This is a genomic window from Paraburkholderia sp. GW821-FHT02A12, assembly GCF_059422005.1.
Genome location: NZ_JBWKWA010000002.1, coordinates 3,766,390 through 3,791,192 on the forward strand (window position 1 = coordinate 3,766,390; position 24,803 = coordinate 3,791,192).

Here is a 24,803-nt window from a genome sequence, read left to right on the forward strand (position 1 = left end):
AGTCGGTCAAGGGGGTATCAGATTTGCAGAACGTATTCCGGCACGGGATGCAGGTCGCGATTGCGGCCGGCCTTCGCCAGTTGCCCGGGCACCTCGTGACCGAGCAAAGCAGGCAAACCGCGCGACAACGCGAGCAGCTTTTCCAGCTCGATCTCCGTGGGAATGCCCATTTCGTCGCACATGTTCACGAGGTCTTCCGTGCAGATGTTACCGGACGCGCCCGGCGCGAACGGGCACCCGCCGAGGCCGCCCAACGCCGCGTCGAAGCGGCGCGCGCCGGCTTCGTACGCGGCCAGCACGTTGGCGAGGCCCAGGCCGCGCGTGTCGTGAAAGTGCAGCGTCAGCGCGGCAACCGGCAGGCGTTCGAGCACGCGCGTCACGAGCCGCGCGACCTGGCGCGGATTCGCCATGCCGGTCGTATCGGCCAGCGTGATGCCCTGCATGCCCATCTCGCGATACGTATCGACAATGCCGATCACGCGGTCTTCGTCGATCCTGCCTTCGAACGGACAACCGAACGCGGTCGCTACAGTCGCGTTCAGCTTGACATGGCTACCCTCATGCGAGTGCTGTAAAGACCGCACGATGTCGCCGAACGCCATCAACGACGCCTCGCAGCTCATGCGCATGTTGGCGCGGTTGTGCGTCTGGCTCGCCGACATCACCAGATTCAGCTCATCGGCGCGCGAGGCCAGCGCGCGTTCAGCGCCCTTCAGGTTCGGCACCAGCGCGACGTAGATCACGCCCGGATGCCGCTCGATCTGCTGGAAAACGGCCTCGCCGTCACGCAATGCCGGAATCGCTTTCGGCGAGACGAACGAACCCGCCTCGATGCGTGTGAAACCCGCGGTCGAAAGCGCGTTGATCAACGCGACCTTGTCGGCGGTTTCGACCCATGTGGGTTCGATCTGCAAGCCATCGCGCGGCGCGACTTCCTGCACGATCAGCTTGTCAAAGCTCGGCTCGCTCATTGCACTGCTCCTTCGCGGCGCAGCCGCTCGATATCGTCGTTGGCAAAACCCAGTTCGCGCAGCACGCTGCCCGTATGCTCGCCCAGCGCCGGACCTTGCCAGCGCACTTCGCCCGGCGTGTCCGAGAGTTTCGGCACGATGCCCGGCATCTTCACCGAGGCGCCGCCAGGCAGGTCCGCTTGCAGCAACATGCCACGCGCCTGGTAGTGCGGATCGGCGACGATATCGGCCACTGAATAGATGCGTCCGGCCGGCACTTCGGCGCGTTCGAGCGCGGCCAGCACGTCGTCGGTGGAATGGTGCGAGGTCCACGCGGCGATCGCCTGATCGAGCAGCGCGCATTGCTTCGCGCGGCCGTCGTTGCGGGCGAGAGCGGGGTCGTCGGCAAGATCGGCGCGGCCGATCACCTGCATCAGGCGTTTGAAGATCGGATCGCTGTTGCCGGCGATCACGACATAGCCATCGTCTTCGGTCGGATAGGTATTCGATGGCGCGATGCCCGGCAACGCGCCGCCGCTGCGCTCGCGCACATGACCGAGCAGATCGTATTCGGGCACGAGGCTTTCCATCAGATTGAATACGCTTTCGACCAGCGAAACATCGACGACCTGGCCCTCGCCCTGCCCAGTTTTCACGCGCAGCAGCGACATCAACGCGCCGATCACGCCGTGCAGCGAAGCGAGCGAATCGCCGAGACTCACGCCGACGCGCGCCGGTGCGCCGTCCACTTCGCCGGTCGTATAGCGGATGCCGCCCATCGCTTCGCCGATCGCGCCGAAGCCCGGCCGGTCGCGGTACGGGCCGGACTGGCCGTAGCCGGAGATGCGGACCATCGTCAGCTTGGGGTTGATCGCGTGCAGTACGTCCCAGCCGAGGCCGAGCTTTTCGAGCGCGCCGGGACGGAGATTTTCGATCACGACGTCGGCGTCGGCGGCGAGCCGTTTGACGATATCGATCCCGTCCGCCGACTTCAGATTCACGCAGATGGATTTCTTGTTGCGCGACTGCAGATACCACCAGAGCGAGGTGCCCTCATGCAGCTTGCGCCATTTGCGCAGGGGATCGCCGGTTTCCGGCGCCTCGATCTTGATGACCTCGGCGCCGAACTCGGCCATGAGGCGCGCGGCAAACGGCGCGGCGATGAGGGTTCCGATCTCGACGACGCGGATACCCTGCAGGGGACCACCCATGATGCTGTCTCCGAAGCAAGTTTCGTGTTGGGAGACAGCTTAGAAGCGGCGCCGCGGCGGCGTCCAACCGCAATTCGCCAACGACCGTTCGCGAACGGCGAACGCTCAGGTCCCGTCGGCGGCCTACGGGGCTTCTGATGCCTCGATCGAGCGCAAGTGGTCGAACAGCAGCCGGCTTACCGGCGACAGCGCCTCGACATCGCGCACCACCAGCACCAGGTTGCGTTCGGACCAGTCGTCTTCCAGCGGCACGCCGACGAGGCCGAGCGGGCGGCCCATGATCTGATAGACCTTGAGCGGCAGGACACCGACGCCCATACCGGCCTGCACCATCCGGCACACCGCGTCGAAGCCCGGCACGTGGATACGCAAGCGCAAGGGCTTGCCGGCCTGGCGCGCGGCCATGTGCGTGCGGGCATTGATCGAACTGGCTGCGTGCAGGCCGACGTGATCGCCGTCGAGCGTTTCGGCAAAAACGATACTGCTGCGGCCGGCCAGCGGATGATCGTCGCGCATCACGAGCACCAGCGAGTCGTGCCGATAGTGCGCGACGTGCAGATCGCGCGTGTCGGCGTCGCCGGAACAGATGCCGAGGTCGGCGAGGCTGTCGTCGACGGCTTCGACCACGCCGCCGCTCGGCCGCTCTTCGAGATCGAGTTTGACGCGCTCGTGCTGCAACTGGAACGCGCGTAAATCTTCAGGCAGGAATTCGACGATCGCCGACAGGTTGGCCATCATGCGCACGTAGCCGCGCACGCCGCTCGCGTGCCCAGCCAATTCGATGCCGATGTTTTCGATGTCGCGCATCACGCGGCGCGCGTGATGCAGCAGCGTTTCGCCGGCCGGCGTGAGCGTCATGCCGCGCGCGTTGCGCTGGAACAAGGTGGCGCCGACCGCCTGTTCGAGTTCGAGCAGACGTTTGCTCGCCGCCGATACGGCAATCGCCTCGCGCTCGGCGGCACGCGTGAGCGTGCCTTCTTCGTAGACGGCGAGAAAGAGTTGGAGCGTGGTGAGGTCGAGCCTTCGTAGAAGGTTTTTGATTACCATGACGGGGCGCCGCGTCGTTGAGCAATGCGCCTATTCTGACGCCAGACACGGAAAATAGGTACGCCCCCGCCAAACCTCTAATCCGTCCACGCCGAGCCAAGAATCATCGTGCAGAAATTCTCGCGATGATAATGCGGGTCTTTCAACGCCAGCACGTCCGCCTTCACGTTGCCGAAGGTCGTCTCCGGTTTGTGAATCGTGCCGTGCGCAAACGCGTCGATGATGCCTTCCTTGAAATGCGCGCCGCGCGGATGCGCATGGATCACCTCATGCCGCTGTTGCTCGGTGAACTCGTCGTAGGCGAGGCCGAGCACGTCCATCTCGACGCCCGCCGTGACCAGCGCGACCACCGGCTTCATATGTTGCGGAATGCCAGGCGTGGTGTGCAGCGCGATCGAATTCCACACCTGCTCGATATCGTCCTCGCCGATGCCGTGGCGCCGCAGGAATTCGCGCGCGGCGTTCGCGCCGTCCACTTCGAAGCGATCATGCTCGCTGCTATACGACGCAACGAGTCCCATGTCATGAAACATCGCGCCGATGTACAGCAACTCGGCATCGTATTTGAGCTTGTTACGCGCACCGGCCAGCGAACCGAACAGGAACACGCGCCGCGAATGATGGTAGAGCAACTCGGCTTCGGTATCGCGCACGAGTTGCGTGGCTTCGCGCGCCATCATGCTGTCGGGAATCTGGATGCCTGCGATCGTGGTCATGTGATGTGCTCCTTGAATGACGCGGTAAAGAAAGCGCGCGGTCCTGGTGAGTTGAAAGCGCGTTTGGTATGCTGGTTCGCCGCGCTTTTTTTGCTGTTCAAGCCGCGCGTCGATGAGATTCAGTATTGGCCAACGCGTTATCACAGGCAATCGTGGCGGACCGTCGAACACTGCCAAACGCACCGCGTCGACTGCCGCCGCTTGCGGATCCAGTTCGTCGTCAAAGGAAGTCATTCGATGCCTACCGTCGCGATCGCAATCTTTCCTGGCGTGCAGGCGCTCGACGTCGCCGGTCCCGTCGATGTCTTTTCCGAAGCCAATCGGTTCGTCGCCCCGCAAGACCGCTATGAAGTGACGCTGCTGAGTGCAGAGCCGGGGCCGCTGCGCGCATCCAATGGCATGACGCTTACCGCCGACGCTACTTTCGAACAGGCACGCCGCCCCTTCAACCTCGCGCTGGTCGCGGGCGGCCCCGCGTTGCCGGACCGCGCACCCGATGCACGGCTGCTGGAATGGCTGACGAACGTCGCCACGCAGTGCGACCGTTACGGCTCGATCTGCACCGGGGCTTTCGCGCTCGGCCACGCCGGGTTGCTCGACGCGCGCAACGTCACGACGCACTGGCAGCACGCGGCGCAACTGGCGGCGCAATTTCCGCAGGCGCACGTCGATTTCGATCGCATCTATCTGCGCGACCGGCAGCTCGTGACGTCGGCCGGCGTCACCGCGGGCATCGACCTGTCGCTTGCGCTGGTGGCGGAGGATCATGGGCCGCACGCGGCGCTGGCGGTCGCCAAGCGGCTGGTGGTGTTCGCGCAGCGGCAAGGCGGCCAGTCGCAGTTCAGCCCCTACCTGACTGCACCGGCCGATGAAACTTCACCGGTCGCCAAAGTGCAGGCGCATGTGATGGAGCGCATTCGCGAGCGTTTCACGGTAAGGCAACTGGCCGACGTCGCGGGCATGAGCGCGCGAAACTTCGCGCGCGTGTTCGTGCAGGAGACCACCGTCACACCGCATGAGTTCGTCGAACGCGCTCGCGTGGATGCGGCGCGCAAGTTGCTGGATAGCAGCGACGCGGCGCTCAAGACGATTGCCTACGACTGCGGTTTCGGCACCGCGGACCGGATGCGGATTGTCTTCACGAGACGAATCGGCGTGACGCCGATGCAGTATCGGGAGCGCTTTCGCTCCGCCTGACGAAGGCTCGCTGACCGGCGCCGCTGCAAGCATGCAATGTTGTCTCTGCTCCCGAAAACCCTCACCTTTCGGCTGACACGCCGATGAATCACACGTCGGGCGCCGCTATCGCGTCGCGCCCGACGCTTCTCCCGAAACCCATACGGGTGATGGCGCATCAGACATCAGCGAGACGCGAGGTGCGCATCGGCCAGCTCCCGAAAAAGCTCACCTCAGGCGCTTGCGTGCGGGCTGCAAAGGCATGCTGGGCGGGGCACCCGTCGTTCCGGACCGGCCACTCCCGCAAACCCTCACCTTTGAGTGTGTTTCAGGTAATTTGCATACCCAGGTAAGAGGCGGTGCGCCGGGCAGACTTGCATCAGCCGGATGAACGCGGATTGATCTTGCCGCTCACCGAATTCGGTCCAAAATCCGCTACGGCTCGTGGCCATATGCGCGGCTCCCGAATATTCTCACCTTTGCTCCGGCGATCGCATCTGGGAGCCGCCTGCAGCCACTCGCGGCCTCGACAATCACAACGTGTGAAGGATGCCCACGACTACGTTTGCCTGACTTTTTGCGCGCGGCTCCCGGAAATTCTCACCTTTGGCCGGAACCGCGGCGTTCGTGCTGCCGCGCCCGTACCGTTCAGCCTGCCAGCTTGCGGAACGTTTCCAGCACCGCGTCGCCCTTGAACGGCTTGACGATCCAGCCTTTCACGCCGGCCGCCTTGCCGCGCTCCTTCATCGCCGGGCTGCTTTCGGTGGTCAGCATGATCACGTTGACGGTCGTGTTCGCGAGTTCGCCGCGAATCTTTTCGACCATCGTCAGGCCGTCCATGTTCGGCATGTTGACGTCGCTGATCACCAGTTTGATGCCGGGGTTGGTCTTCAGCTTGGCGAGACCGTCTTTACCGTCCACGGCGGTGTCGACGTCCAGGCCGTTCTTCTTCAGAAAGCCGGCCACTTCATCGCGCACCGTGCTCGAGTCGTCCACCACGAGAATCTTCGACATGATTTTTTCCTATGACAACAATCAGAACAGCTCGAGTTCGCCCGCATCGACCATCGCGCCGACGTCTTCCTCGACTTCCTTGAAATCCTCGGGCGACCAGCTCAGGCTGAACACAAAACGTTGATGCAGCTTGACCGACCGCCCCGACTGCGGGTCCGTCAGCCGATACATGAAACACAGTTGCGGATTGCCGCTGCCGAACGAGATGTACTTGTGCTTGTGATTCACCAGCAGCGGCACCTGCACCTGACTGCGCAGCCACGCGTCCGCGTCGCCGACATAGCGGTTCCGAAAGGAGCCCCAGATCAGGTTGGTCACTTCACCCAGTACGCCGTTCAGATCGCGAAAGTCGGCCTCGCCGTCATGCGCGCCATGGGTCATCTGGAAGCGATCCAGCAATTCGAGAATCGGCGCCTCCTCGGCCTGCATCATCATGTAGCCGCGACACCACGCACTCTCCAGCGGAATCAGGCTGAACACCTCCCCGAAGATGATCCGGTCGCGCACGATGTAGGGCGTCTCGCAGGCGACGACCAGGTCCTTGAAGACGTCGCCGAGGATCGCCTGCGTCATCTCCGCGATGCCGCGCACCAGCGCGTTCGGGTAATCCAGGCTGAAGATGTATTCGTCGATTACCTTGCGCAGCGGCGCCATGTCGTGCCCGACGTAGGCAGCGCAGACCACCCTCCGCAGACTCTCCGGCAGACCGTCCAAAGTCGGACCGGATTCGCGGCGCATGATGATCGGCAGTTCGGGCCGCACGGCATTGATCCTGATCGCGACCTCGGCGCTCGCCTCGGCCGAACCGCCGTATCCTTCGCCAAACAGAATCGCGCCCAGATCGATATTCGAGCGCAACACCGAAGGCAGACGGCTCTTGCCGACCTTCACGCCGACCAGATTGTTTTCGTCGCAGAAGCGCTTCAGCGCGTCTTTATGCACCGGGCAGTCATCCAGCACCAGCACCTTGCTGACCGGCTTGTTCACGTTCATTTCGGGTTCCTGCTCATTGTCGATATCGACATAACGTTCAAAACATCTCTAGCTTGCCGCTGGTCTCTTCGACGGCGCTCGTATCCGCCACGAAGTCGACCGGCGCATCTGCGCAGACGCAAATCGTCGCGGCAAGCTGTACCGAACCCTCGATCGTGATCGAATACGAAGACAGAAAATCCGGTTTCAATTCCTGCAAATGCGACAGGCAGCGAGCGCCCAGCACGTAAGGCGTCGACATGCCGAGGTCCGGGAAATAGCGCTGCAGTTCGTGATTCATCGCGCCGCAGCACAGGTTGCAGATTTCCAGAAACGCTTCCTGGAAAGACCGGTCCGCGGTGTCTTTCAGGAAGTAGTTGCAGGTGCTGTCGTTGTCATCGAACTGAAGGATCAGCAGCAGTCTGAACACAATCGACGAGATGGTCAGTACGACGACCTGGGTGTCGCTCGTCGCGCCCATGCCGGCTTGCGCGACCGGCACGATCTCGCACGTATCGCTCGATTGCAGCGGCAAGCGCGCTTGCGCAGCCCTGCGGAAAATGCGTTCGAAGCTATCCTTCGCGTGGCCGGTGATCACGTCGACACCTGGTGAAGCTTCGCCTGGAACTGATTGGCCAGCGACTCGACGCTGCTCAGCGACGCGGCGATCATCTTGCCGCCTGCCTGGATGTCCTGAAACGTCGAGGTCGTGGTCAGGTCGTTGCGGTGCAGGCTGTCGCGATAGCTCTTCGACAGTTCTTCGGAGCGCGCCGCAAGCGCGCGAACCTCGCTCGCCACCACCGCGAAGCCGCGCCCGGCCGGACCCGCTCGTGCGGCTTCGATCGAAGCGTTCAGCGAAACGATCACCACGTGCCGGACAATCGACGAAAGCTCCTGGTTTTTTGCGTGCATGTCGTGGTTTTGCGTCATCAGCGAGATCATCTGATCGTGCCAACGCTCGAAGGTCGCACCGAGGCTCTTCAGTCGCGCGGCTTCGCTTGCGATCTGTTGCGCGTGATGTGCCCACTGGCCTTTGTCGTCGGTGGCGGCTTGCAACGCGGTGCGCAGATCTTCAGATGCCGCCGATTGCCGCGCCAGTTCCTCGCGCAACTGTGTCAGCGACGCCTCCAGATCTTGCGCGAACTGCTCGCGCTCACGGAGCGTTTCGACATGACCCGCATGCTCGGACAGCAGCGCGTCGGATCGCGCTTCGCTTTCAGCGCGCAACCGTGCGATGGTCTTCCTGCTTTGCAACTTGTGCACGGCGAACGCCAGCAGCGCAGTGATTGCGCCGCCTGCCACCGCTGCTATCAGATACTGTGGAATCACAACCGATCCTTCCAAAAACCCTTGCCCGGCTCACGCCATTGCGTCGAGTCGCAGTTCGCCGGCAGCGCCGCGCGCCTGCACACCTAACGTATCGACCGCGACGCTGTCCGGCAGGCAGACGATCGTCTGGAACTGGCGGAACGATGCGCCCTTGTTATCGTCGGTGAAACGCAGTTCGATGCTGCCGTTTTCGCGCTTGAGAAAATCGCGCACGGCATCCATACCGACACCGCGGCCCGACACTTCCGTGACCGTTTCCGCCGTCGAGAAGCCCGGCCGGAAAATGAAATCGGCGATGGCTTCGTCGCTGAGCGATTCGTCCCTACCGATCCAGCCGCGCTCGACGGCGATGCCGCGAATCTGTTCGAGCGCGAGACCGCGGCCGTCGTCGCTGAGCGTGATCTGCAACGCGCCGCTGTCCACCCCGGCTTCGATATCGATCGTGCCGGCTGGCGTCTTGCCTTGCGCGGTACGCGCCTCGGCGGTTTCGATGCCGTGGTCCATCGAATTGCGCAGCAGATGCATGAACACATTGTTCAGCGTGCCGCCTGCCTGGCCGCGCAGGCGATAGCCGTTGTCGTCGATGCGCACGTTCGGCGCCTGCTTGCCCAGTTCGTGCGCGAGCGACGGCAGCGAGTCGAGCACGCCGGACAGCGCATCGCGCACGCTTTCGCTGCCCAGAGCCCGCAAGGTTCGGCGCACGGTGTCGCGCATCGACTGCAATTCCTGGAGCTCGCTTGCGTTCGCCTTATCCAGCAGGCTCAGGGTCTGCTGGATGTGTTCCTTCTCGACCATCACGTAGCGGCCCGCGTTGCCGGCGTCGTTCAAGCGGCCCTTGCCTTTGCGGCCGAGACTCTGTTCGTTGATCTTCGCGTAGCTCTCAATGGCCTCGCGCACGCGCGTCAACTCCTGCATCAGATGTTCCTGATCCCACGAACGGTCCGCGTCCGGCTGGCGCAGTTCGTGATAGCTCTGCTCCGTTTCGTGGACGACGTTGGTCAGATGCTGGAGGTTGTAGGTCCGCGCGTTGCCCTTGATGGTGTGCATGTTGCGGAACAGCTCGGCGATCGCTGCGTGGTCCGCTTCGGAATGCTTGCGAATGATCCGCTCGTTTTCGCTGACGAACCCAGCGGAGCTTTCGATGAAATGATGGAACTTCTCTTCGCTGACAGCGAGAATCTCGCCGATCATGTCGAGGCGGCGGCGTTGTTCGCTAGCTTCGGCAGCGAGCTTGCGCAGCTCGGTGACGTCGCGCACGCACAGCATCAGGCGCACGATGACGTCGTTTTCGTCGGTGATCGCCGACCAGCTCAGGTCGAGAATCTTCACGCGGCCATCGGGCATGCGCTTCGAAATCTCGCCCACCAGCAGATGCTGATTGAAAGCGAAGTTGATGCAGTCTTCGCCGAGGCACGCGTGCGTCGCCGCATCGACTTGCGAGAGGACGTCCGACCCGAGATCGGTTTCCGAAAACACCAGGTCCATCAGACTGCGGCCGGCGATATCCTTCGTTTCGAAGATGTCTTCCAGATACGCCGAGTATTCCGCGTGAACCACGGCGCCATCGATCACCGTCAGAATGCCCTGCTGCATGTTCTGCAACATTGCCTGAATGTCGGCGGTCTTCTGTTTGAGCTGCGCCGAGCTTTCCTGGATCTTTTCGATCATCCCGTTGAAGGCGACGATCGAGTGGCCGATCTCGTCGAGGCGGCCCACCGGCACGCGGCGCGTGAAGTCCTGGCTCGAGGCGATCTCGCTCATCATCGCCTGCATGCGGCTGAGCGGGCGCGTGATCTGGCGGTAGAGCAGCGAGCCGATCGAGGTCAGCAGAATGATGGCGATGCCGGTGACGATGGCGATAGCCGTCGTGGTGGTGGCGAGCGTGGCGTTCAGCGTAGTGATCGCTTCGTCTTTCTCGCGGTTCTTTTCGACACGCAGGGTTTCGACGATGCCTTCGAGTTCGTCGCGATACTGCGCGACGTTGGCGAACAGATAGGCCTGCGCGAGTTCGTTCTTGCCAGCGGCCTTCATCTTCGCCGTTTCGGCGATAGCGGAGAAGTAGTTTTCCAGGCTGTCCCTGGCTTGCGACACCAGGCCTTTTTGCGCGTGGCTCGCGGCATCTTTCGCTTGCAGCGCGAGCGCCTGTTGCAGCGAGGCCTTTTTCTTCTTCAGTTCGTCCTGTGCCTGGGCGACCATGTTGTCGTCCGGCGCGTAGACGAGCGTCATTGTGGCGATCTGGACGTCTTTGACTTGCGATACGAGGTCGGCGGACGCGAGCGCGCTGGGCACGACACCCTCGGTCACCTGCCGCACTTCGCCCGCGCTACCGCGGGTCTGATAGACGGCGTAGCCTCCGATCGCCGATAGAGCGACGAACATCAAGATAACCAACAGCGTGATGCGATGACGGATAGTCATTTGAACCCCCGAGGGTGTGGCCTTTTGCGTCGGCCCTCTGATGGGGCGCGCGCTTTTTTCGCGGAATCTGGTGATGTAGCAGCACTGGGAATTATTCCGGGCGCATGTTACCAAGCGATGACTAATTGCTGATAAAAAAAGGGGGGCGGCGGCCCGAGGCGTTAATTTTTTTCTAAAGTTTTTCTCGGCAATGCCGTTATATAAAGTCCGTTTAAATTTGGCTTTAAAGCGGGAAGTGGCAGCGCCTGTTCTGGTTTGCGTGCGCGGCGCTTTCTGTCTGTGTGCCTGCGGCGTTGGCCTCCTTGCTCTGACTTCTTTGGCCGTTCTTTTCTTTTTCTTATTGGTTTATTAGCGTTGCCCCTGTGCGGAGCAACGCTAATAAACCAATAACGAAACAAGGAAAGACCAAAGCCATAAGAGCACACTCGTCAGCGAATCGCTGAAAGATGCTTCGCGGCTTCGCGCAATGTGAGCGGCGAGATCACGTCTCGCGTAGCGGATAGAAAACCGCTCACTGCGTGAGGCGCATGCCACGCGTAGTCACGCAAAGCCCAACCGATGGCCTTGCGGATAAAGAAGTCCGTTTCCGCGGCCAGTGAGCGGGCATAACCGAATAGACGCTCCTCATCGGTACGGTCGCGCCAGCCGAGTTGGTGAATCATTGCGATGCGGCGAATCCACAGCGACTCATGCTCGAGCGCGGCATCCATGCAGATTTGCGCATTCGGGATTTGCTCCCGCGCGGATTTCAGAACGTCGCCGACCACGCCCGCCAGCGGATCAATCGAGTCCCACCACGCGCTACGTTGCGCTATCGAAAGCAGATGCTCGATGTCCGCAAGACCGAGGACCTTCCACTTGCGCGCCAGCAGATCGGTGGCGGCGTATTGATACTCGCGTTGCGGCATGGACCATAAGACGCGTGCGCATGCCAGGAGATGCTCCGCGTTCTCGACCGGGAGCCGCTTGAAGACCGGCAATGTCGCTTGCCGCCGCAGCGGCGTCGGCACTCCGATGAACTCGAACTGGTTCCGCATGTAAGCGCGCATCGCGAGTGCGCGCTGGGCGTCGGCGTGTTGTGCGAGCGCCGCCTTGATCTCGCCGCGGAAAGCGTTGGGTGTCATCCCGAATATCCTCACCTTTGAGTTTGAAGTCCGGCGACAGGTAGCGTTATTCCCACCGCGTGTACTCCCGAATCTTCTCACCTATCGGCTGTTCGCCTCATTCCCGTGCTTCGCCTGGTACCTCGCGCGCTGCAGCCGTTCGTGCGGCTCGACGAAGCGCGCAGCGGCGATGCTCACTGCGGACTGGGCCTCGCAATCGTGCGGCGCCTCGTGCGATATAACGGCGGCGTTTTTCATGCCGGTAGCGCAAGCGATGGCGGTTTCGTCGTGTCGCTTACGTTTCCGGGTTAGCCTCGGTTAGCCTTGCGCAGCATTGTTAGGAACGACGATCGCGCCGTGCGGCCCGCCGCCGCCACCGCCGCCAGGACCACCGCCGCCGGGCCCGCCACCACCCGGACCGCCCCCGCCCCAACCCGGAGGCGGCCCCCACCAGCATCCGCTCAAGGTTGCGGTCAGGGCGGCGAGCGCCGCGATTGCCAACAGCTTTTTCATGCCTTCTCCTTCGATGGATCAATGGTCACGCAGCGTCGCCGCTCAGGTAGCGGCGCGGCGCGTCATCCGCAACTTATCAACCAGCGAAGGATCATGTTTTACGAAGCCGTTACAACCACGACAAAGCCTGGCCTCCAGGGTGGTGCCGGCCTGCCGTCTGCGTGCCCGCGAATGTAGTGCTCGCGGGATTCGCGGCATCACGTAACGCAAGATGAAGCGCTCACGCTTTGTTTATAGATGGAAGCGGATGTAAGGAGATTGGCGGATTCTTCCGGCCTTGCGTTGCTTTGCTTGAAGGTGAGATTTCGAACGCTCGATGCGTCACCGTCAGCGGGTATGAGGCGGACTTCCTGGAAATCCTCACCATCCTGGAACGGCTCACCTCTCGCCGACATCGCACCATCTCCTGGAATTCCTCACCATCCCCCTTTCGCGAACGTCTTATCCACCGCCAGAAAAATTATTGTCCGAACCCACTGTAAGAATCGCGCCTCTGCTACGACTAAGTCGAACGCTGTGTCTTATGGCGATAGCTCAACGATCTCCAGGCTATCGCCACAACAACAGGCACAAACAGGCACAATCGGATGGTCCAGGAGGCAAAGGAGCTTGGCGGATGAATATCGACTTCGGCTGCACAATGTGCGGCAAATGTTGTCACGACCTTCGATTACCGTTGACGGTAGCCGAAGCTATCAGCTGGCTAAAGCGCGGCCACCAGGTTCAGCTATTCCTCGAGGCTGTCCCGTGGCCCGAAGAACCTGCCCACGATAACTTGATAGCGGCACACAAACGCCGGCGCTCGTTTCCCGCCTCAAGCGGTTCTCTGCCTATACGGGTCGTGGCGCTGATTGTCGCCGCGTTTGATGGCCCGTGTCCGAACCTCGAAGAAGATATGCAGTGCAGCGCTTACGAAAGCCGCCCACTGGTATGCCGCGTCTATCCGGCGGAGATTAACCCATTCATTCCTTTGAGCCGGGACCAGAAGGCGTGTCCGCCCGAAGCGTGGATACATGCCACCTCACCGCTACTTAGGCAGGGACAGATCGTCGATGCGAAAATCGCAGCGTTGATCGCAGAGTCGCGCAACACAGATGCTGCCGAAGTAGATCTCAAGGCCGCTCTCTGCGAGACACTCGGAATCGCCACCGCGGCGCTGGGCAACGAAGGTTTTGTCGTGTACTCGCCAGACGCATCCGCTCTGTTGAGCGCTCTCGAATCGGCCCCGGTGACTGTCGCGCCAGTGCGGTCAGCGTCATGGCGATTCGTGTCGAATAGAAGCGCGACCGTCGACGCGCTACGCTCTGTCGATGCGGTCGCGTCGGAGACGTCGGCCTGGGAAACCGATTCAGCCAAATTCCTGGGCTTTTTTCCAGACGACTTGATGGGAAGCGCCGGGCATGTCAGTTTGCCAAACTGAAGACCCAGATGGGAAGTCGCAACTTTTCTGTCACAAGAACCGTCGTTTCAAAAAGTCGCGACGTATTTGCGAATTGAGAACAGCCACCTAGAACTTCACCTTCACCTGAAACCCGATCGTGAACGGAAGATGGTCCGAAGGAATCGGCGGAATCACGATGAAGTTCGCCCCAACGCGCTTGTATTCGACCATCACGATCGGCGCAACCACGGGTCCGATCGTATGGTCGCGACCCAGGCCCCAGTTGCCGTAGTTGTAGCCCGAGATGATCCCGCCGATCGCCGCAATCCGGACGATGCCCCAGTGCGCGAAGTCAGGCGACCAGACGCCGCCGCCATAGTACGAAGGCCGCCGCAGCGAATTGCGAAAGCCGCCGGCGGTCAGCGCCCATCGGTTGTTGAGCCAGCATTCGACGCCAGGCCCTGGATTGAACTCTTCGAAATGGGTGTTTGGGTCGGGTTTGATGTGATACGAACCGAGCATCAGGTCGCCCCATATGCCGCCCTCGCACCAGTTGCTCGCATGTGCCGCGGACACCGCCGCGAAACTCGCAACGAGCGCCACAGCGGTGCGCCGGACATTCCTCTTTATCTGCCGAAATTGCATGTGTTCTCCGTCACCGGTCGAGCGCCGGTGTCATCCGCGTTCTGGGTATTCCTGCTTGCCGTCCGTCGCGCACTGTACCTCAACCCGCTTACGCGAAGTGGAGGACACGCTCGGGCGCCCGGGCACAGGAGGTGCCCCGCGGCGCAAACACAACAATAACGGAGAACCGATGGCAGAGCGGTGAACGCACGGCGCGCGTTCACCTTGAGGGTTCAGAGCCCGAGGTCGGAGAGGCCCGGATGATCGTCGGGACGCCGACCCAGCGGCCAGAGATACAAACGGTCCGATGCGCGGATCGGCAAATCGTTGATGCTTGCATGACGACGCGCCATTAACCCATGTTCGTCGAATTCCCAGTTTTCGTTGCCGTAAGAACGGAACCAGTTGTTCGAATCGTCATGCCATTCGTACGCAAAGCGCACCGCTATGCGGTTATCGGTAAACGCCCATAGCTCCTTGATCAACCGATAGTCGAGTTCCTTCGCCCATTTACGGCGCAGCAGTCCGACGATCTCCGCGCGGCCGTGCGTGAACTCGGCGCGGTTGCGCCACACGCTGTCAGGCGTGTAGGCGAGCGACACGCGCTCGGGGTCGCGGGTATTCCAGCCGTCTTCCGCGGCGCGCACTTTCTGGACCGCGGTTTCGCGCGTGAACGGTGGCAGCGGCGGGCGGGTTTCGATCGGGTCGGCCATGCTGGCTCCTCAGTCAGGTTGCGGTTCGCCGGGATGGCGAGCGGTTGTTGGCAGATTTGCCGGCGGGTTCGATGGCGAGCAACGCTTCGGCTGCGGCGCGCGCGTCGAGCGCGGCGTCGGACTCGCCGCTCACCAGCGCGACGGCAATCGCGCCATCGAGCAGGATCAGCCATTGACGCGACAGCCGCGCGACGCGGCGGCCGTCCATGTCGGATTCCAACGCGTATTTATCGCACTGCGTTCGCACGAAGGCCAACAGGCGTTCCTTGTGCTCACGCGCGACGATCCGGATCGGATCGTCAGCGGAGGCGATCTCGCCGGCCGCGTTCAGAAACGCACAGCCGTGAAAATCCTCCGACGCGAACCATTCGCGCAGCACGTCGAACATGCCGAGCAGGCGTTTGCGCGCGGTCTTGCCATGCCCCTGCGTGCCCGCGATGAACCAGTTCATCCAGCGTTCGTCGCGCCGCTCGAGCGCCGCGGCGACGAGTGCATCTTTCGATTCAAAATGCGTGTAGAAGCTTTTGCGCGCGGTGCCGGACTGCTTGACGATCGCGTCCACGCCGGTTGCATGAATGCCGCCCGCGTAGATCAATGCTTCGGCAGCATCGAGCAGCCGTTCGCGCGCACTGCCCGGCGCCAGGGATTCAGTTTCAGTTTGCGTAGCCATGCACGGATGGTAGAACGATCATTCTCCTCCGTCAAGTTTCTACTTGCGTTTGCGCGCTTTTTGCGGTCTGAGTACGCTAACTGCTATCGTGATGACGATTGGGCTAACCGGGACGAACTTCATGAGCACTTCCACTGTCCGCGCAACGTTCATGCGCGCGTTGCTCAGCGCAGCACTGCTGATGCCGATGGCCTGTACGCCGCTGCAAGTACTCACGCACACGGTCAGCCAGAGCGAGGCGCGGGTGCCGGCTGGCCGCTATGAACTCGATCGGGACCATTGCAGCATTACCTTCGATGTCGATCACCTCAAGTATTCGCGCTTCACGATGCGTTTCGATCGCAGGCAGGGTCAACTCGACTGGAATGAAGGCGGCCTGGACAAAAGCGCGGTAACCGTGACGATCGACGCGGCGAGCATCGACACGAATGTGCCGGTGCTCGACAAGATGGTGAAAAGCGCCAGCATGCTCGACGTGTCGCGCTTTCCGCAGTTGCGTTTTGTCAGCACGCACTTCGAGCGCACCGGCGAATCGCGCGGCACGCTGACCGGCACTCTGACGATTCGCGACGTCACGCAGCCGGTTACGCTGGATGTGACCTTCAACGGTTTCGCACCCGATCCGCTAACGAAAAAAGACACGCTCGGTTTTTCCGCAGACGGTCATTTCAGCCGCGCGAAGTTCGGTTTGTCGACGTGGTATCCGGCCGTCGGCGACGATATCCACGTGCGCATTCAGGCCGAGTTCGCTAAAACGCCCGCAGGCGCATGAGCGCGGTGCGGGCGTTTCATCTGGACTGCTGCGGTTTGGCAGCGTCGTTGTTTTAGCTTAGGTGACGGTTCACGCGGCGCTCCAGTCGAGAATCACCTTGCCGCTCTCTCCCGATAGCATCGTGGCGAACGCCTGTTGATAATCGTCGACCTTGAAATGGTGCGTGAGGATCGGCGACAGGTCCAAGCCGCTTTGCAGCATCGCCACCATCTTGTACCAGGTTTCGAACATCTCACGGCCATAAATGCCCTTGATTTCGAGACCCTTGAAGATCACCTGGGTCCAGTCGATCGCGGTTTGCGCCGGCGGAATGCCGAGCAGCGCGATCTTGCCGCCGTGGTTCATCGCTTCGAGCATGCTGGTGAAAGCGCTTGGCACCCCTGACATTTCCAGCCCTACGTCGAAGCCTTCGGTCATGTGCAAATCGGCCATCACGTCGCGCAGCGATTCGCGCGATACGTTCACCGCACGCGTGGCGCCCATTTTGCGCGCGAGTTCGAGCCGGTAGTCGTTGACGTCGGTAATCACGACGTTGCGCGCGCCCACGTGTTTTGCAATCGCCACCGCCATGATGCCGATCGGGCCCGCGCCGGTAATCAGCACGTCTTCGCCGACCAGGTTGAACGACAGCGCGGTATGCGTGGCGTTACCGAATGGATCGAAGATCGCGGCGAGGTCGTCGGAAATCTCAGGCGGAATCTTGAACGCGTTGAAGGCGGGAATCACCAGATACTCGGCGAACGCGCCTTCCCGATTCACGCCGACGCCCACTGTGTTGCGGCATAGATGCCGGCGCCCCGCGCGACAGTTACGACAGAAACCGCAGGTGATATGTCCTTCACCCGACACGCGATCGCCGATCGCAAAGCCGCGCACTTCCTGGCCCATTTCGACGATTTCGCCGACGTATTCGTGGCCGACGTGCATCGGTACCGGAATCGTTTTTTGCGCCCAATCGTCCCATTTCCAGATGTGGATGTCGGTGCCGCAAATCGCGGTGCGCGTGATGCGGATCATCACGTCGTTGTGGCCGACTTCGGGTTTCTTGACGTCCGTGAGCGTGAGGCCCGGTGCGCGTTCGAGTTTTGCCAATGCTTTCATGTGCGCCTCCGCTTCAGATGATGCCGAGTTGACGGCCGACGCGCGCGAATGCATCCACGGCGCGGTCGATCTGTTCGGGCGTGTGCGCGGCGCTCATCTGCGTGCGGATGCGCGCGCGGCCTTTCGGCACCACCGGGAACGAGAAGCCGATCACGTAGACGCCTTCCTTCAGCAACGCATCGGCCATGTTCGACGCGAGTTGCGCGTCGCCGAGCATGACCGGAATGATCGGGTGTTCGCCCGGTACGAGCGTGAAGCCGAGCGCGCTCATCGCGCGGCGGAAATGTGCGCCGTTTTCACGCACGCGTGCGCGCAGTTGCGCGCCTTCGTCGCTCGCCAGCAGTTCGAGCACCTTCAGCGATGCGGCGGCGATGCTCGGCGTCAGCGTGTTGGAGAACAGATAGGGACGCGAGCGTTGGCGCAGCAAATCGACAACCTCCTGGCGCGCGGCGACATAGCCGCCCGATGCGCCGCCCAGCGCTTTGCCGAGCGTACCGGTAATGATGTCGACGCGCGCGAGCACGCCGCAATGTTCCGGCGTGCCGCGCCCGTGTTCACCGACAAAGCCGACTGCGTGCGAGTCGTCGACCATCACCAGCGCGCCGTAGCGGTCGGCGAGATCACAGATGCCCGCGAGGTCGGCGATGATGCCGTCCATCGAAAACACGCCGTCGGTCGCGATCAGCTTGAAGCGCGCGCCGGCGGCGTCGGCTTCCTGCAGTTTGGCTTCGAGATCGGCGAGGTCGTTGTTCTTGTAACGAAAGCGCTTCGCTTTGGACAGCCGCACGCCGTCGATAATGCTGGCGTGATTCAACTCGTCGCTGATGATCGCGTCGGATTCGTCGAGCAGCGTTTCGAACAGGCCGCCGTTCGCATCGAAACAGCTCGAATAGAGGATGCAGTCGTCAGTTTGCAGGAAGGCCGCGAGCGCTTTTTCGAGTTCCTTGTGCACGGTCTGCGTGCCGCAAATGAAGCGCACCGACGCCATGCCGAAGCCGTCTTTGTCCAACCCTTCTTTGGCGGCCTCGATCAGGCGTTCGTCATTTGCGAGGCCCAGATAGTTGTTCGCGCAGAAATTCAGCACGTCGGCGCCATTCGCGAGACGGACGTCGGCCGACTGCGGACTCGCGATCACGCGCTCGCTCTTGTAAAAACCGTCGGCACGGATCTGCTCGATAGTGCCGCGCAGATGGGCGAGGTAAAGGTCACGCATGAAGCAGGCTCCTGAAAGGGGGTAGCGCCCGCGGCCGGCATGTCCGGCACTTGCGGCCACGGGGCGGCCTGTTATAGTCAGTGTCAGTTTTATCGGATATTTTCGTTTTTTCGAACTAAAATCCGGTATACCGAACAACTCTAAACGATAGGTCAGTAAATGGCAAGTTCGGGGACCCGCCGCGCCGCAGTCAAGGCCGCACCCAGCGCGACACCCACTTCAGGCTCGGCCTCGGTCGCGGCGGTCGCGGCGGTCGCGGCGCCGCCGCGCGTCGGCGAGCAGATTCAGCGCTTGCGCGCCGAACGGCGCATGACGCTCGACGACTTGTCGCGCGCGGCCGGCGTGTCGAAATCCATGCTATCGGAAATCGAGCGCGACAAGGCGAATCCGACGATTGCGGTCGCCTGGCGCCTGACTAACGCACTCGGCGTCAGTCTCGATTCACTGTTCGCGCCGCAAAAGACACCGGAAGCGATCGCCGTGTCCGGCCCGCATGACATTCCCACTTTGAGCGGGCACGACGCCAGGTATCAGTTGCGCGTGTGGGGGCCGATCGAGTTGGCCGGCAAGTTCGAGTGGTACGAGCTGACGCTGCAGGCGGGCGGGGCGCTGGTGTCGAACGCGCACGAACCGGGCACGCGCGAGCATCTGACCGTGCTGCAGGGATCGATCGAAATCGAGGCGGCCGGCGCGACGAAGCGACTGAAGGCGGCGGACACGGCGCGCTACGTCGCCGACGAGCCGCACGCGATTCGCAACGCCGGCAAAGGCGAGGCGAAAGCGCTGCTAGTGGTGATCCACGGCTGAGCGCCGGGCGCACCATTGCAGGCGGTTGGCGGAATTGGCCATTCGGTCGAGGTTGCGCGCGACACTGTATATTTGTACAGTATAGGGCATCGATTGGAGCCGATAATGAACGACCTCACCACCGCCCATGCCGACCACGATCTGGCAGCGCTGCGCTTTCAAACCGCGGCGCGCGACCTCGAACATATCGTGCGCAATATTGCCGCGCGCTACATCGTGCAGCAGGTGCCGCTCACGTGGCGGCTGCTGCACGCGGTCGAAGCTGAGGCGTTGGCGGATCTTGGCTTTGCCAGCCGCCATGACGCATTGATGCTGGGCTTGTTTCAACGGCCGTCCGACTTGCCTTATCCCGAAACGGACGAGGCAGTGGACTTCGGTACGTCGACTGCGTTGCCGGCTGTGTTCGCGTTTGCGGTGTCGGCCTATGAAGAGGCGTCACGGCGCGCCGCACAAGCCGTTTCCGACAATTCTTCGCCCAAACGGGCACGGGCGTGGGGCGGCTGAGCTGTATTTTCATCAGTTGCGACCTACAATGTGCGCAACTAACGGAAAGATAGCCTATGTCCCCTCCTCATCTGTCCGACCCGGCCGCACGCCCGGCGCCATCTACCGATCTCTTCGATCAGGCACGCGAAGACTGGCGCCGCGACCCGCAAATCGCCTTCGACGCCTGGCTCGTCAAACAGCATTTCAGGCGTTCGTCCGCAGAGGTCTATCAAGCGCAATGGGGATCGTTCCTCGATTGGCTTGCGCTTCGCCACAAGAGCCTCGTGACAGTCGACACGCAGACGATCGCCGAATTCGTTGCCGGGTTGGCGATTAGAAAAACACAACGGGTCAGGTATTTGCGCCTGATTGAACGGGTGCTGGACCACGTTCGCGAGGTCGAGTCCGCGTCGACCAATCCTGCGCGCTTCATTGCTCAAGACGGTGAAGCCGCATGGCGAAACGCGCGCGATAACGAGCCAACCGGTTTTCTCAGCCATCCTGAACGTGCCGCACTGATTGCGCATCTGTTTTCGCCTTTGACGGCTTTGTCCGCCGCACAACGCTGGAGAGAGCGGCGCGATCGTGCGTTGATTGCGGTTTTTCTCGGTGGCGGATTGAAGACGGGCGAAGCCGCGGTGCTAACGATTAGTTGCGTGAATGCGGGCTCACCGTGGGTCACGATCGAGTCGGCGAATCCGATGCTGACGCGCCGTACCCGGCTCGCGCCGTTCGCGGTTGCAATCCTCGATGCATGGCTCGCTGAGCGGCGGCTCTCTGAACTGGCCGGCAACCTGGTCTTTCCCGCATCGCCTTCAGGACGGCCGATGCATAAGGCAACAATGTTGCGAGCTGTCGACGCGCTGATCGATGCCGCCGGAATCGCCGCATCCAGAACATCGCGCGCGAGTCCGCAAACATTGCGCAATACCTTCGCCGCGGATCTGTTCGAAAGCGGTGTCGAGGCTGAGCTGGTCGGGCAATGGCTGGGATTTGTACAGGTGGTGTCCGCGAACCGGTTGTATCGAGCATGGCAGACATGGGCGGATCAGCAGGATCCACCGGTCTCCGACGCGCCGGATCCTGGCGCGCCGCCACTGCCCGCGCCTAGGCGCGACGGACGTTTGACGAGGAAAGCAGGGGCGGGCGAGTCCTGAAAATCCTCACGCCCGAGGTCCTGAATTTCCTCACCTTTGGCCATTTATCTGCTATTGCACCCGCGTCGAACCGTCATGGCGACGCGGCCATCGTTCCTTTCGACAAAAACCGGCTGACCGCCTCCAGACGGGACTCGCCGGGCCCGGACGAGTGGTCGCACTCCGGACACTGCAATTCGTAGCGGTGATCCACTTGCGATAGCTCGGGCTCACCTTCTTCGCATTTCGGGCATCGCAGCGGCAGCGTGACATGACCGTCGGCCGCCGTGCCGATCACTGTCAACTCGTCAGTTGTAAGCCGGCCGGCTTCGACGAGCGAGCACAGCAGACCGGCGACCGCGGAATCCATGCCTTGCTGGCCGCGCAACTCGGCGATTTCTTTCGTCAAAGCATCCAGTTCGTCGGACTGCTCGCGCATTCGCGCGTCCAGCCGATCGCCACGTGCCTTGGCTGCGGCGATTTGCTGGATGAAATCGAACTCCTTGCGACTCGCATCGCGTACCCCCGACTGGTAGGTAGCCGCCATGCTGCGCAAGGAATCCAGTTCGACCAACATTGGCTTGACGCGCCGCTCCGCTTCGGCAACCGCGTCTTTGATCTGTTGCGCATAGTGTTCGGTGCTTTGGCGCAATTCGACATGTAATGCATCGATCCGGTCGCGGAGCGTCGCGTTGGTTGACTGCTCGCTGTCCAGACGCTCGCGAAGTGCTTCATTTTCACGCTCGAGTCGTTGCACCGTTGCCTGTAAGCCTTCTTGATGGGCGGCGCCGTGCGTGGCGGCGCTGGACAGCTCGGCTTCAAGCGCCCGAACCCGCTCCCATGCAACGTCGGCTCGCAGTTCGCCACGTTTGACCGCTTCTTCCGATGCATCGCGGCGAATCTCCGCTTCTCGTATGCGCTGGTCGGCAGCGGCAATGTGCGCACGAATTTCCTCGCGCTCCTCGTCGAGCGTTGAACGGGCATGTGCGACGGCTTCTTCGAAGAGGGCACCCAATAATTCTCCGGCCCGGTCTTCAAGTGCTTTCGGAATGGCGCCGGCCCCGACTTTTATGCGCGACACGTTTCTGATGCGCTCCCAGAAACTATCAATGTCTTTGGGAATGTCGCTTGCACTACCTGTTTGGGTCAGGTCGCGGACGGCAGCCATCGACGGACGAATTCCAAGATCAAAAAAAAGTCGCTTGCAGGCGTGAAGCGATAGTTCCTGGCGCCGAGCGCCGCTTACCCGCATTGCTTCAAGCTCGTCACGTATGGCGCGACGTTCTTCGTCCAGATTCATTTATTTACACCTCAATGTCGCTCGAATCGGATGAATCATAACAATTTACGTATTGTTTGATACGTATTTGTGCGTATCGGTTAAGTTTGAGTGAATTGAGGTGCTTTACCAGTGCAGATAGGTCAACGGATTGGGGCAGGGCTGCTTTTTTCGTGAAACAAAACTAAGAGTAGCCAATAAGCTCTTGTAAAGAAAGAAGTTTTAGGGCTCGTTCAATGATCGCGCACTGTTTCACGAACGCTAGCTGATGGCTAGATGGTGGGAAGGGCCTTGTCCGAAGGACACGCGGGGAAAATTCTAGAGAGTAATAAAAGTAAACACCCTTGAACCCATGTTAAAAACGTTAACGCCACCGCAAAGCCTTACGTGGCAGGGCTTCCGGCCTGTCAAGGTGAAGCTTTACGGGAGTGGTGGTGAGGTTCTGCGGGAGTGTTGAGTGATGGGGTTCGGGGACGTCGGTGAGCGGGTCCGGGACAGGACGTGAGCGGGTTCAGGAGCCGCTACAAAAGTGGAGTTCAGCCAAAGGTGAGATTTTGCGGGACCTGACGGGCGCAGATCGCCCGGCAGTTCTCGAAAGTGTGTCTGAGGTGCGGCCGGGCTCGAGGTGAGCGCTTTCGGGACCACTCTGGACCCTATTTTTAGACCTTATTTGGACCCCTCGAATCCCATTGGTGAGCCGAGACGGGACAAAACGCGAACCGTAGGTGAGATTTTCCGGGAGCATAGGGCGTTTTTGCCTCAAATCTAGGCACGCAGGCGGCTAAGGTGAGTGTTTGCGGGAGGCGTGCCGCGTTTTGAGTGGAAATCGGCCGGAGCCGTTAATGGAATCGACAGTGACCTTTTGGCAAAGGTGAGCGAATTCGGGAGACAAGGGTTGGGGCGATGCGCGTGTCAAAAATTAGCCCGTTTTGAGTCAAAGGTGAGGTTTTTCAGGAGCACTTTTAAGGGCTTGTGATTGTTAAGGTGAGGAAATACGGGACCAAAATCGTCATCCCTGGCCGGAAATGCGCTACAGGCGTTGTCGGACGTAGTCGGGTTTTGCCGCTGCGGAATTCGAATGGTGAGGTTTTTCGGGACCTTTGAGGCAGCGCTCAATGACTGCTGGATCCATGGAAAAACTGCGGAAGGTGAGGAAATTCGGGAGGGGGTGATTGCGTTGCTGGCCAAGTCACATACCTAAGTGGCTGAATATATGGATAAATTTTTCATCATCGGGCAATGGTGAGGTTTTTCGGGAGATGCGTGGCGTGTTGCGGATCAACCCGAGTTGCACCCGATGGTGAGGTTTTTCGGGAGCATATAACGCTGCTTTTATCGGCTGTCAGGCCTGAGGGCCGCGCCAATTCGAGCGTTGAACAGGCTGAAAGGTGAGCTTTTTCGGGTGAATCTGTCGTGCACTCACTCTCAAGCATCGACAAGAGGGAACGCTTGCCGGCTATTTCATCTCCCTCTGCCCGTTTAGGCATGTTGCAGTATGTGCCGCGGAGGCACGCTGTGCCATCGACGGCCTTTGCGACGACGACGTTCGCTCGTGCGCCGCATGTCTTTATTCGGAGCAGTACGGTGCGCAGCGGTTGATCGAGTAGACGCCGGCACCGGCGTCAGCCCCAACTGCGCCAATGCGGCGCGGGACCGGGGAGCACGGGTCTTCCGGTGGGGGCGCATGTCATCCTGTTCTCCCGTTCGCTTCGACCCGTGCGCGACGGCAGTCCAGACCACTGGCATCGCTCGTGACAAAGCGGAGTGTCGCCGTCAACTCTGGGGCTGATGCCAAATGTGTGGCGTGGCTCTTCCCTGCCCCACAATGCGAGGGCAAGGCACAAAACTTCCGCCGCGCTAATTCGACGCGAGTTCACCCCACACGCAACGTGCCTACAGTCAAAATTCCTGAGATTTTTTTAAGGTGAGCAGATACGGGATCGAATGCTTCCCGTTCGCGGTAGGTCCGGAATTGGTCGATATTTCCAGACGCCGCGACCTGCAAGGATGCCCCGAACCTGGCGCGAAACGCTTGAGGTGAGGGTTTTCGGGAGTTGTTCGAGGTGAGTTGCGGTTCGTAAGCTCACTTCACCAGGAACGGTGAGACTCTCGCTATAGACGTGTATCACCGCAGCCGGTATGCTCTCGCCAAATCCCTCCTCGACCCGACGC

23 protein-coding genes and 1 pseudogene are annotated in these 24,803 nt (G+C 61.3%); 7 read left to right on the top strand and 17 right to left on the bottom strand.

The genetic code is table 11. The features are described from left to right. Window positions 1–17: 17 nt before the first annotated feature. The 4 genes from AC07WT_RS38435 to AC07WT_RS38450 form a co-directional block, all read right to left on the bottom strand. Entirely contained in the window at window positions 18–971 is a 954-nt protein-coding gene (locus AC07WT_RS38435; RefSeq protein ID WP_494950979.1) for a hydroxymethylglutaryl-CoA lyase, read from the bottom strand. Continuing rightward, on the bottom strand, window positions 968–2,161 hold the full coding sequence (locus tag AC07WT_RS38440; RefSeq protein WP_494950980.1) for a CaiB/BaiF CoA transferase family protein: 1,194 nt from the start codon (window positions 2,159–2,161) through the stop codon (window positions 968–970). Before AC07WT_RS38440 ends, AC07WT_RS38435 begins: the two co-directional genes overlap by 4 nt. 123 nt (window positions 2,162–2,284) lie before the next feature. Continuing rightward, on the bottom strand, window positions 2,285–3,208 hold the full coding sequence (locus AC07WT_RS38445; RefSeq protein WP_494950981.1) for a LysR family transcriptional regulator: 924 nt from the start codon (window positions 3,206–3,208) through the stop codon (window positions 2,285–2,287). Between the two features lie 77 nt (window positions 3,209–3,285). Beyond that, window positions 3,286–3,924 carry an HD domain-containing protein gene (locus AC07WT_RS38450; RefSeq protein WP_494950982.1) on the bottom strand — a complete coding sequence of 213 codons (639 nt, stop codon included), beginning with the start codon at window positions 3,922–3,924 and terminating at the stop codon, window positions 3,286–3,288. A 237-nt stretch (window positions 3,925–4,161) separates the two neighbouring features. On the opposite strand from AC07WT_RS38450, the gene AC07WT_RS38455 reads away from it, so the two are divergent. Continuing rightward, complete coding sequence (locus AC07WT_RS38455) at window positions 4,162–5,121, top strand: GlxA family transcriptional regulator (protein WP_494950983.1); 960 nt, start codon at window positions 4,162–4,164, stop codon at window positions 5,119–5,121. Between the two features lie 627 nt (window positions 5,122–5,748). Here AC07WT_RS38455 and AC07WT_RS38460 read toward each other — a convergent pair. The 6 genes from AC07WT_RS38460 to AC07WT_RS38485 form a co-directional block, all read right to left on the bottom strand. Further along, window positions 5,749–6,114, bottom strand: coding sequence for a response regulator (locus tag AC07WT_RS38460; protein ID WP_492595624.1), 366 nt, complete (start codon window positions 6,112–6,114; stop codon window positions 5,749–5,751). A gap of 21 nt (window positions 6,115–6,135) precedes the next feature. Continuing rightward, the gene (locus tag AC07WT_RS38465; protein WP_494950984.1) at window positions 6,136–7,107 is read right to left on the bottom strand and encodes a chemotaxis protein CheX; all 972 of its coding nucleotides are present in this window, start codon (window positions 7,105–7,107) and stop codon (window positions 6,136–6,138) included. Between the two features lie 37 nt (window positions 7,108–7,144). Then, a complete protein-coding gene (locus tag AC07WT_RS38470) occupies window positions 7,145–7,684 on the bottom strand; it encodes a hypothetical protein (protein ID WP_494950985.1) in 540 nt (179 codons plus the stop codon). Beyond that, the gene (locus AC07WT_RS38475) at window positions 7,681–8,415 is read right to left on the bottom strand and encodes a methyl-accepting chemotaxis protein (RefSeq protein ID WP_494950986.1); all 735 of its coding nucleotides are present in this window, start codon (window positions 8,413–8,415) and stop codon (window positions 7,681–7,683) included. Before AC07WT_RS38475 ends, AC07WT_RS38470 begins: the two co-directional genes overlap by 4 nt. 30 nt (window positions 8,416–8,445) lie before the next feature. After that, entirely contained in the window at window positions 8,446–10,833 is a 2,388-nt protein-coding gene (locus tag AC07WT_RS38480; protein ID WP_494950987.1) for a HAMP domain-containing protein, read from the bottom strand. A 428-nt stretch (window positions 10,834–11,261) separates the two neighbouring features. Further along, the gene (locus tag AC07WT_RS38485) at window positions 11,262–11,957 is read right to left on the bottom strand and encodes a DNA alkylation repair protein (protein WP_494950988.1); all 696 of its coding nucleotides are present in this window, start codon (window positions 11,955–11,957) and stop codon (window positions 11,262–11,264) included. Window positions 11,958–12,080: 123 nt separating this feature from the next. Between AC07WT_RS38485 and AC07WT_RS38490 the strand changes: the two are divergent. After that, window positions 12,081–12,248, top strand: a pseudogene (locus AC07WT_RS38490) (ATP-binding protein); the annotation flags it as partial. A 6-nt stretch (window positions 12,249–12,254) separates the two neighbouring features. Here the strand turns inward: AC07WT_RS38490 and AC07WT_RS38495 are convergent. Beyond that, window positions 12,255–12,449: a hypothetical protein gene (locus tag AC07WT_RS38495; RefSeq protein WP_494950989.1), complete on the bottom strand. Its 195-nt coding sequence runs from the start codon at window positions 12,447–12,449 to the stop codon at window positions 12,255–12,257. Between the two features lie 616 nt (window positions 12,450–13,065). Between AC07WT_RS38495 and AC07WT_RS38500 the strand changes: the two genes are divergently transcribed. After that, window positions 13,066–13,869 (top strand): YkgJ family cysteine cluster protein, encoded by an 804-nt coding sequence (locus AC07WT_RS38500; RefSeq protein ID WP_494950990.1) that lies wholly within the window; start codon window positions 13,066–13,068, stop codon window positions 13,867–13,869. A gap of 87 nt (window positions 13,870–13,956) precedes the next feature. Here the strand turns inward: AC07WT_RS38500 and AC07WT_RS38505 are convergent, their stop codons facing one another. The 3 genes from AC07WT_RS38505 to AC07WT_RS38515 all read right to left on the bottom strand — a co-directional run bounded on the left by AC07WT_RS38505 (window position 13,957) and on the right by AC07WT_RS38515 (window position 15,837). Next, on the bottom strand, window positions 13,957–14,475 hold the full coding sequence (locus AC07WT_RS38505; protein WP_492595164.1) for a hypothetical protein: 519 nt from the start codon (window positions 14,473–14,475) through the stop codon (window positions 13,957–13,959). Between the two features lie 212 nt (window positions 14,476–14,687). Continuing rightward, entirely contained in the window at window positions 14,688–15,167 is a 480-nt protein-coding gene (locus AC07WT_RS38510; protein ID WP_494950991.1) for a nuclear transport factor 2 family protein, read from the bottom strand. 13 nt (window positions 15,168–15,180) lie between these two features. Beyond that, window positions 15,181–15,837, bottom strand: a complete 657-nt coding sequence (locus AC07WT_RS38515; RefSeq protein WP_494950992.1) for a TetR/AcrR family transcriptional regulator — start codon at window positions 15,835–15,837, stop codon at window positions 15,181–15,183. 121 nt (window positions 15,838–15,958) lie between these two features. Here AC07WT_RS38515 and AC07WT_RS38520 point away from each other — a divergent pair, with 121 nt between their 5' ends. Further along, a complete protein-coding gene (locus tag AC07WT_RS38520; protein WP_494950993.1) occupies window positions 15,959–16,609 on the top strand; it encodes a YceI family protein in 651 nt (216 codons plus the stop codon). A 69-nt stretch (window positions 16,610–16,678) separates the two neighbouring features. On the opposite strand, the gene tdh is transcribed toward AC07WT_RS38520, so the two are convergent. Further along, complete coding sequence (tdh, locus tag AC07WT_RS38525) at window positions 16,679–17,710, bottom strand: L-threonine 3-dehydrogenase (protein WP_494950994.1); 1,032 nt, start codon at window positions 17,708–17,710, stop codon at window positions 16,679–16,681. A gap of 13 nt (window positions 17,711–17,723) precedes the next feature. After that, window positions 17,724–18,923 carry a glycine C-acetyltransferase gene (locus tag AC07WT_RS38530; protein ID WP_494950995.1) on the bottom strand — a complete coding sequence of 400 codons (1,200 nt, stop codon included), beginning with the start codon at window positions 18,921–18,923 and terminating at the stop codon, window positions 17,724–17,726. 159 nt (window positions 18,924–19,082) lie between these two features. Between AC07WT_RS38530 and AC07WT_RS38535 the strand changes: the two genes are divergently transcribed. From AC07WT_RS38535 to AC07WT_RS38545, 3 genes are all read left to right on the top strand, one after another. Continuing rightward, a complete protein-coding gene (locus tag AC07WT_RS38535) occupies window positions 19,083–19,730 on the top strand; it encodes a helix-turn-helix domain-containing protein (protein WP_494950996.1) in 648 nt (215 codons plus the stop codon). A gap of 105 nt (window positions 19,731–19,835) precedes the next feature. Continuing rightward, window positions 19,836–20,234 (top strand): DUF2471 family protein, encoded by a 399-nt coding sequence (locus AC07WT_RS38540; protein ID WP_492595157.1) that lies wholly within the window; start codon window positions 19,836–19,838, stop codon window positions 20,232–20,234. Between the two features lie 56 nt (window positions 20,235–20,290). After that, window positions 20,291–21,373, top strand: coding sequence for a tyrosine-type recombinase/integrase (locus AC07WT_RS38545; RefSeq protein ID WP_494950997.1), 1,083 nt, complete (start codon window positions 20,291–20,293; stop codon window positions 21,371–21,373). A 73-nt stretch (window positions 21,374–21,446) separates the two neighbouring features. Here AC07WT_RS38545 and AC07WT_RS38550 read toward each other — a convergent pair whose 3' ends face one another. Then, on the bottom strand, window positions 21,447–22,652 hold the full coding sequence (locus tag AC07WT_RS38550) for a DNA-binding protein (RefSeq protein WP_494950998.1): 1,206 nt from the start codon (window positions 22,650–22,652) through the stop codon (window positions 21,447–21,449). Between the last annotated feature and the right edge of the window lie 2,151 nt (window positions 22,653–24,803).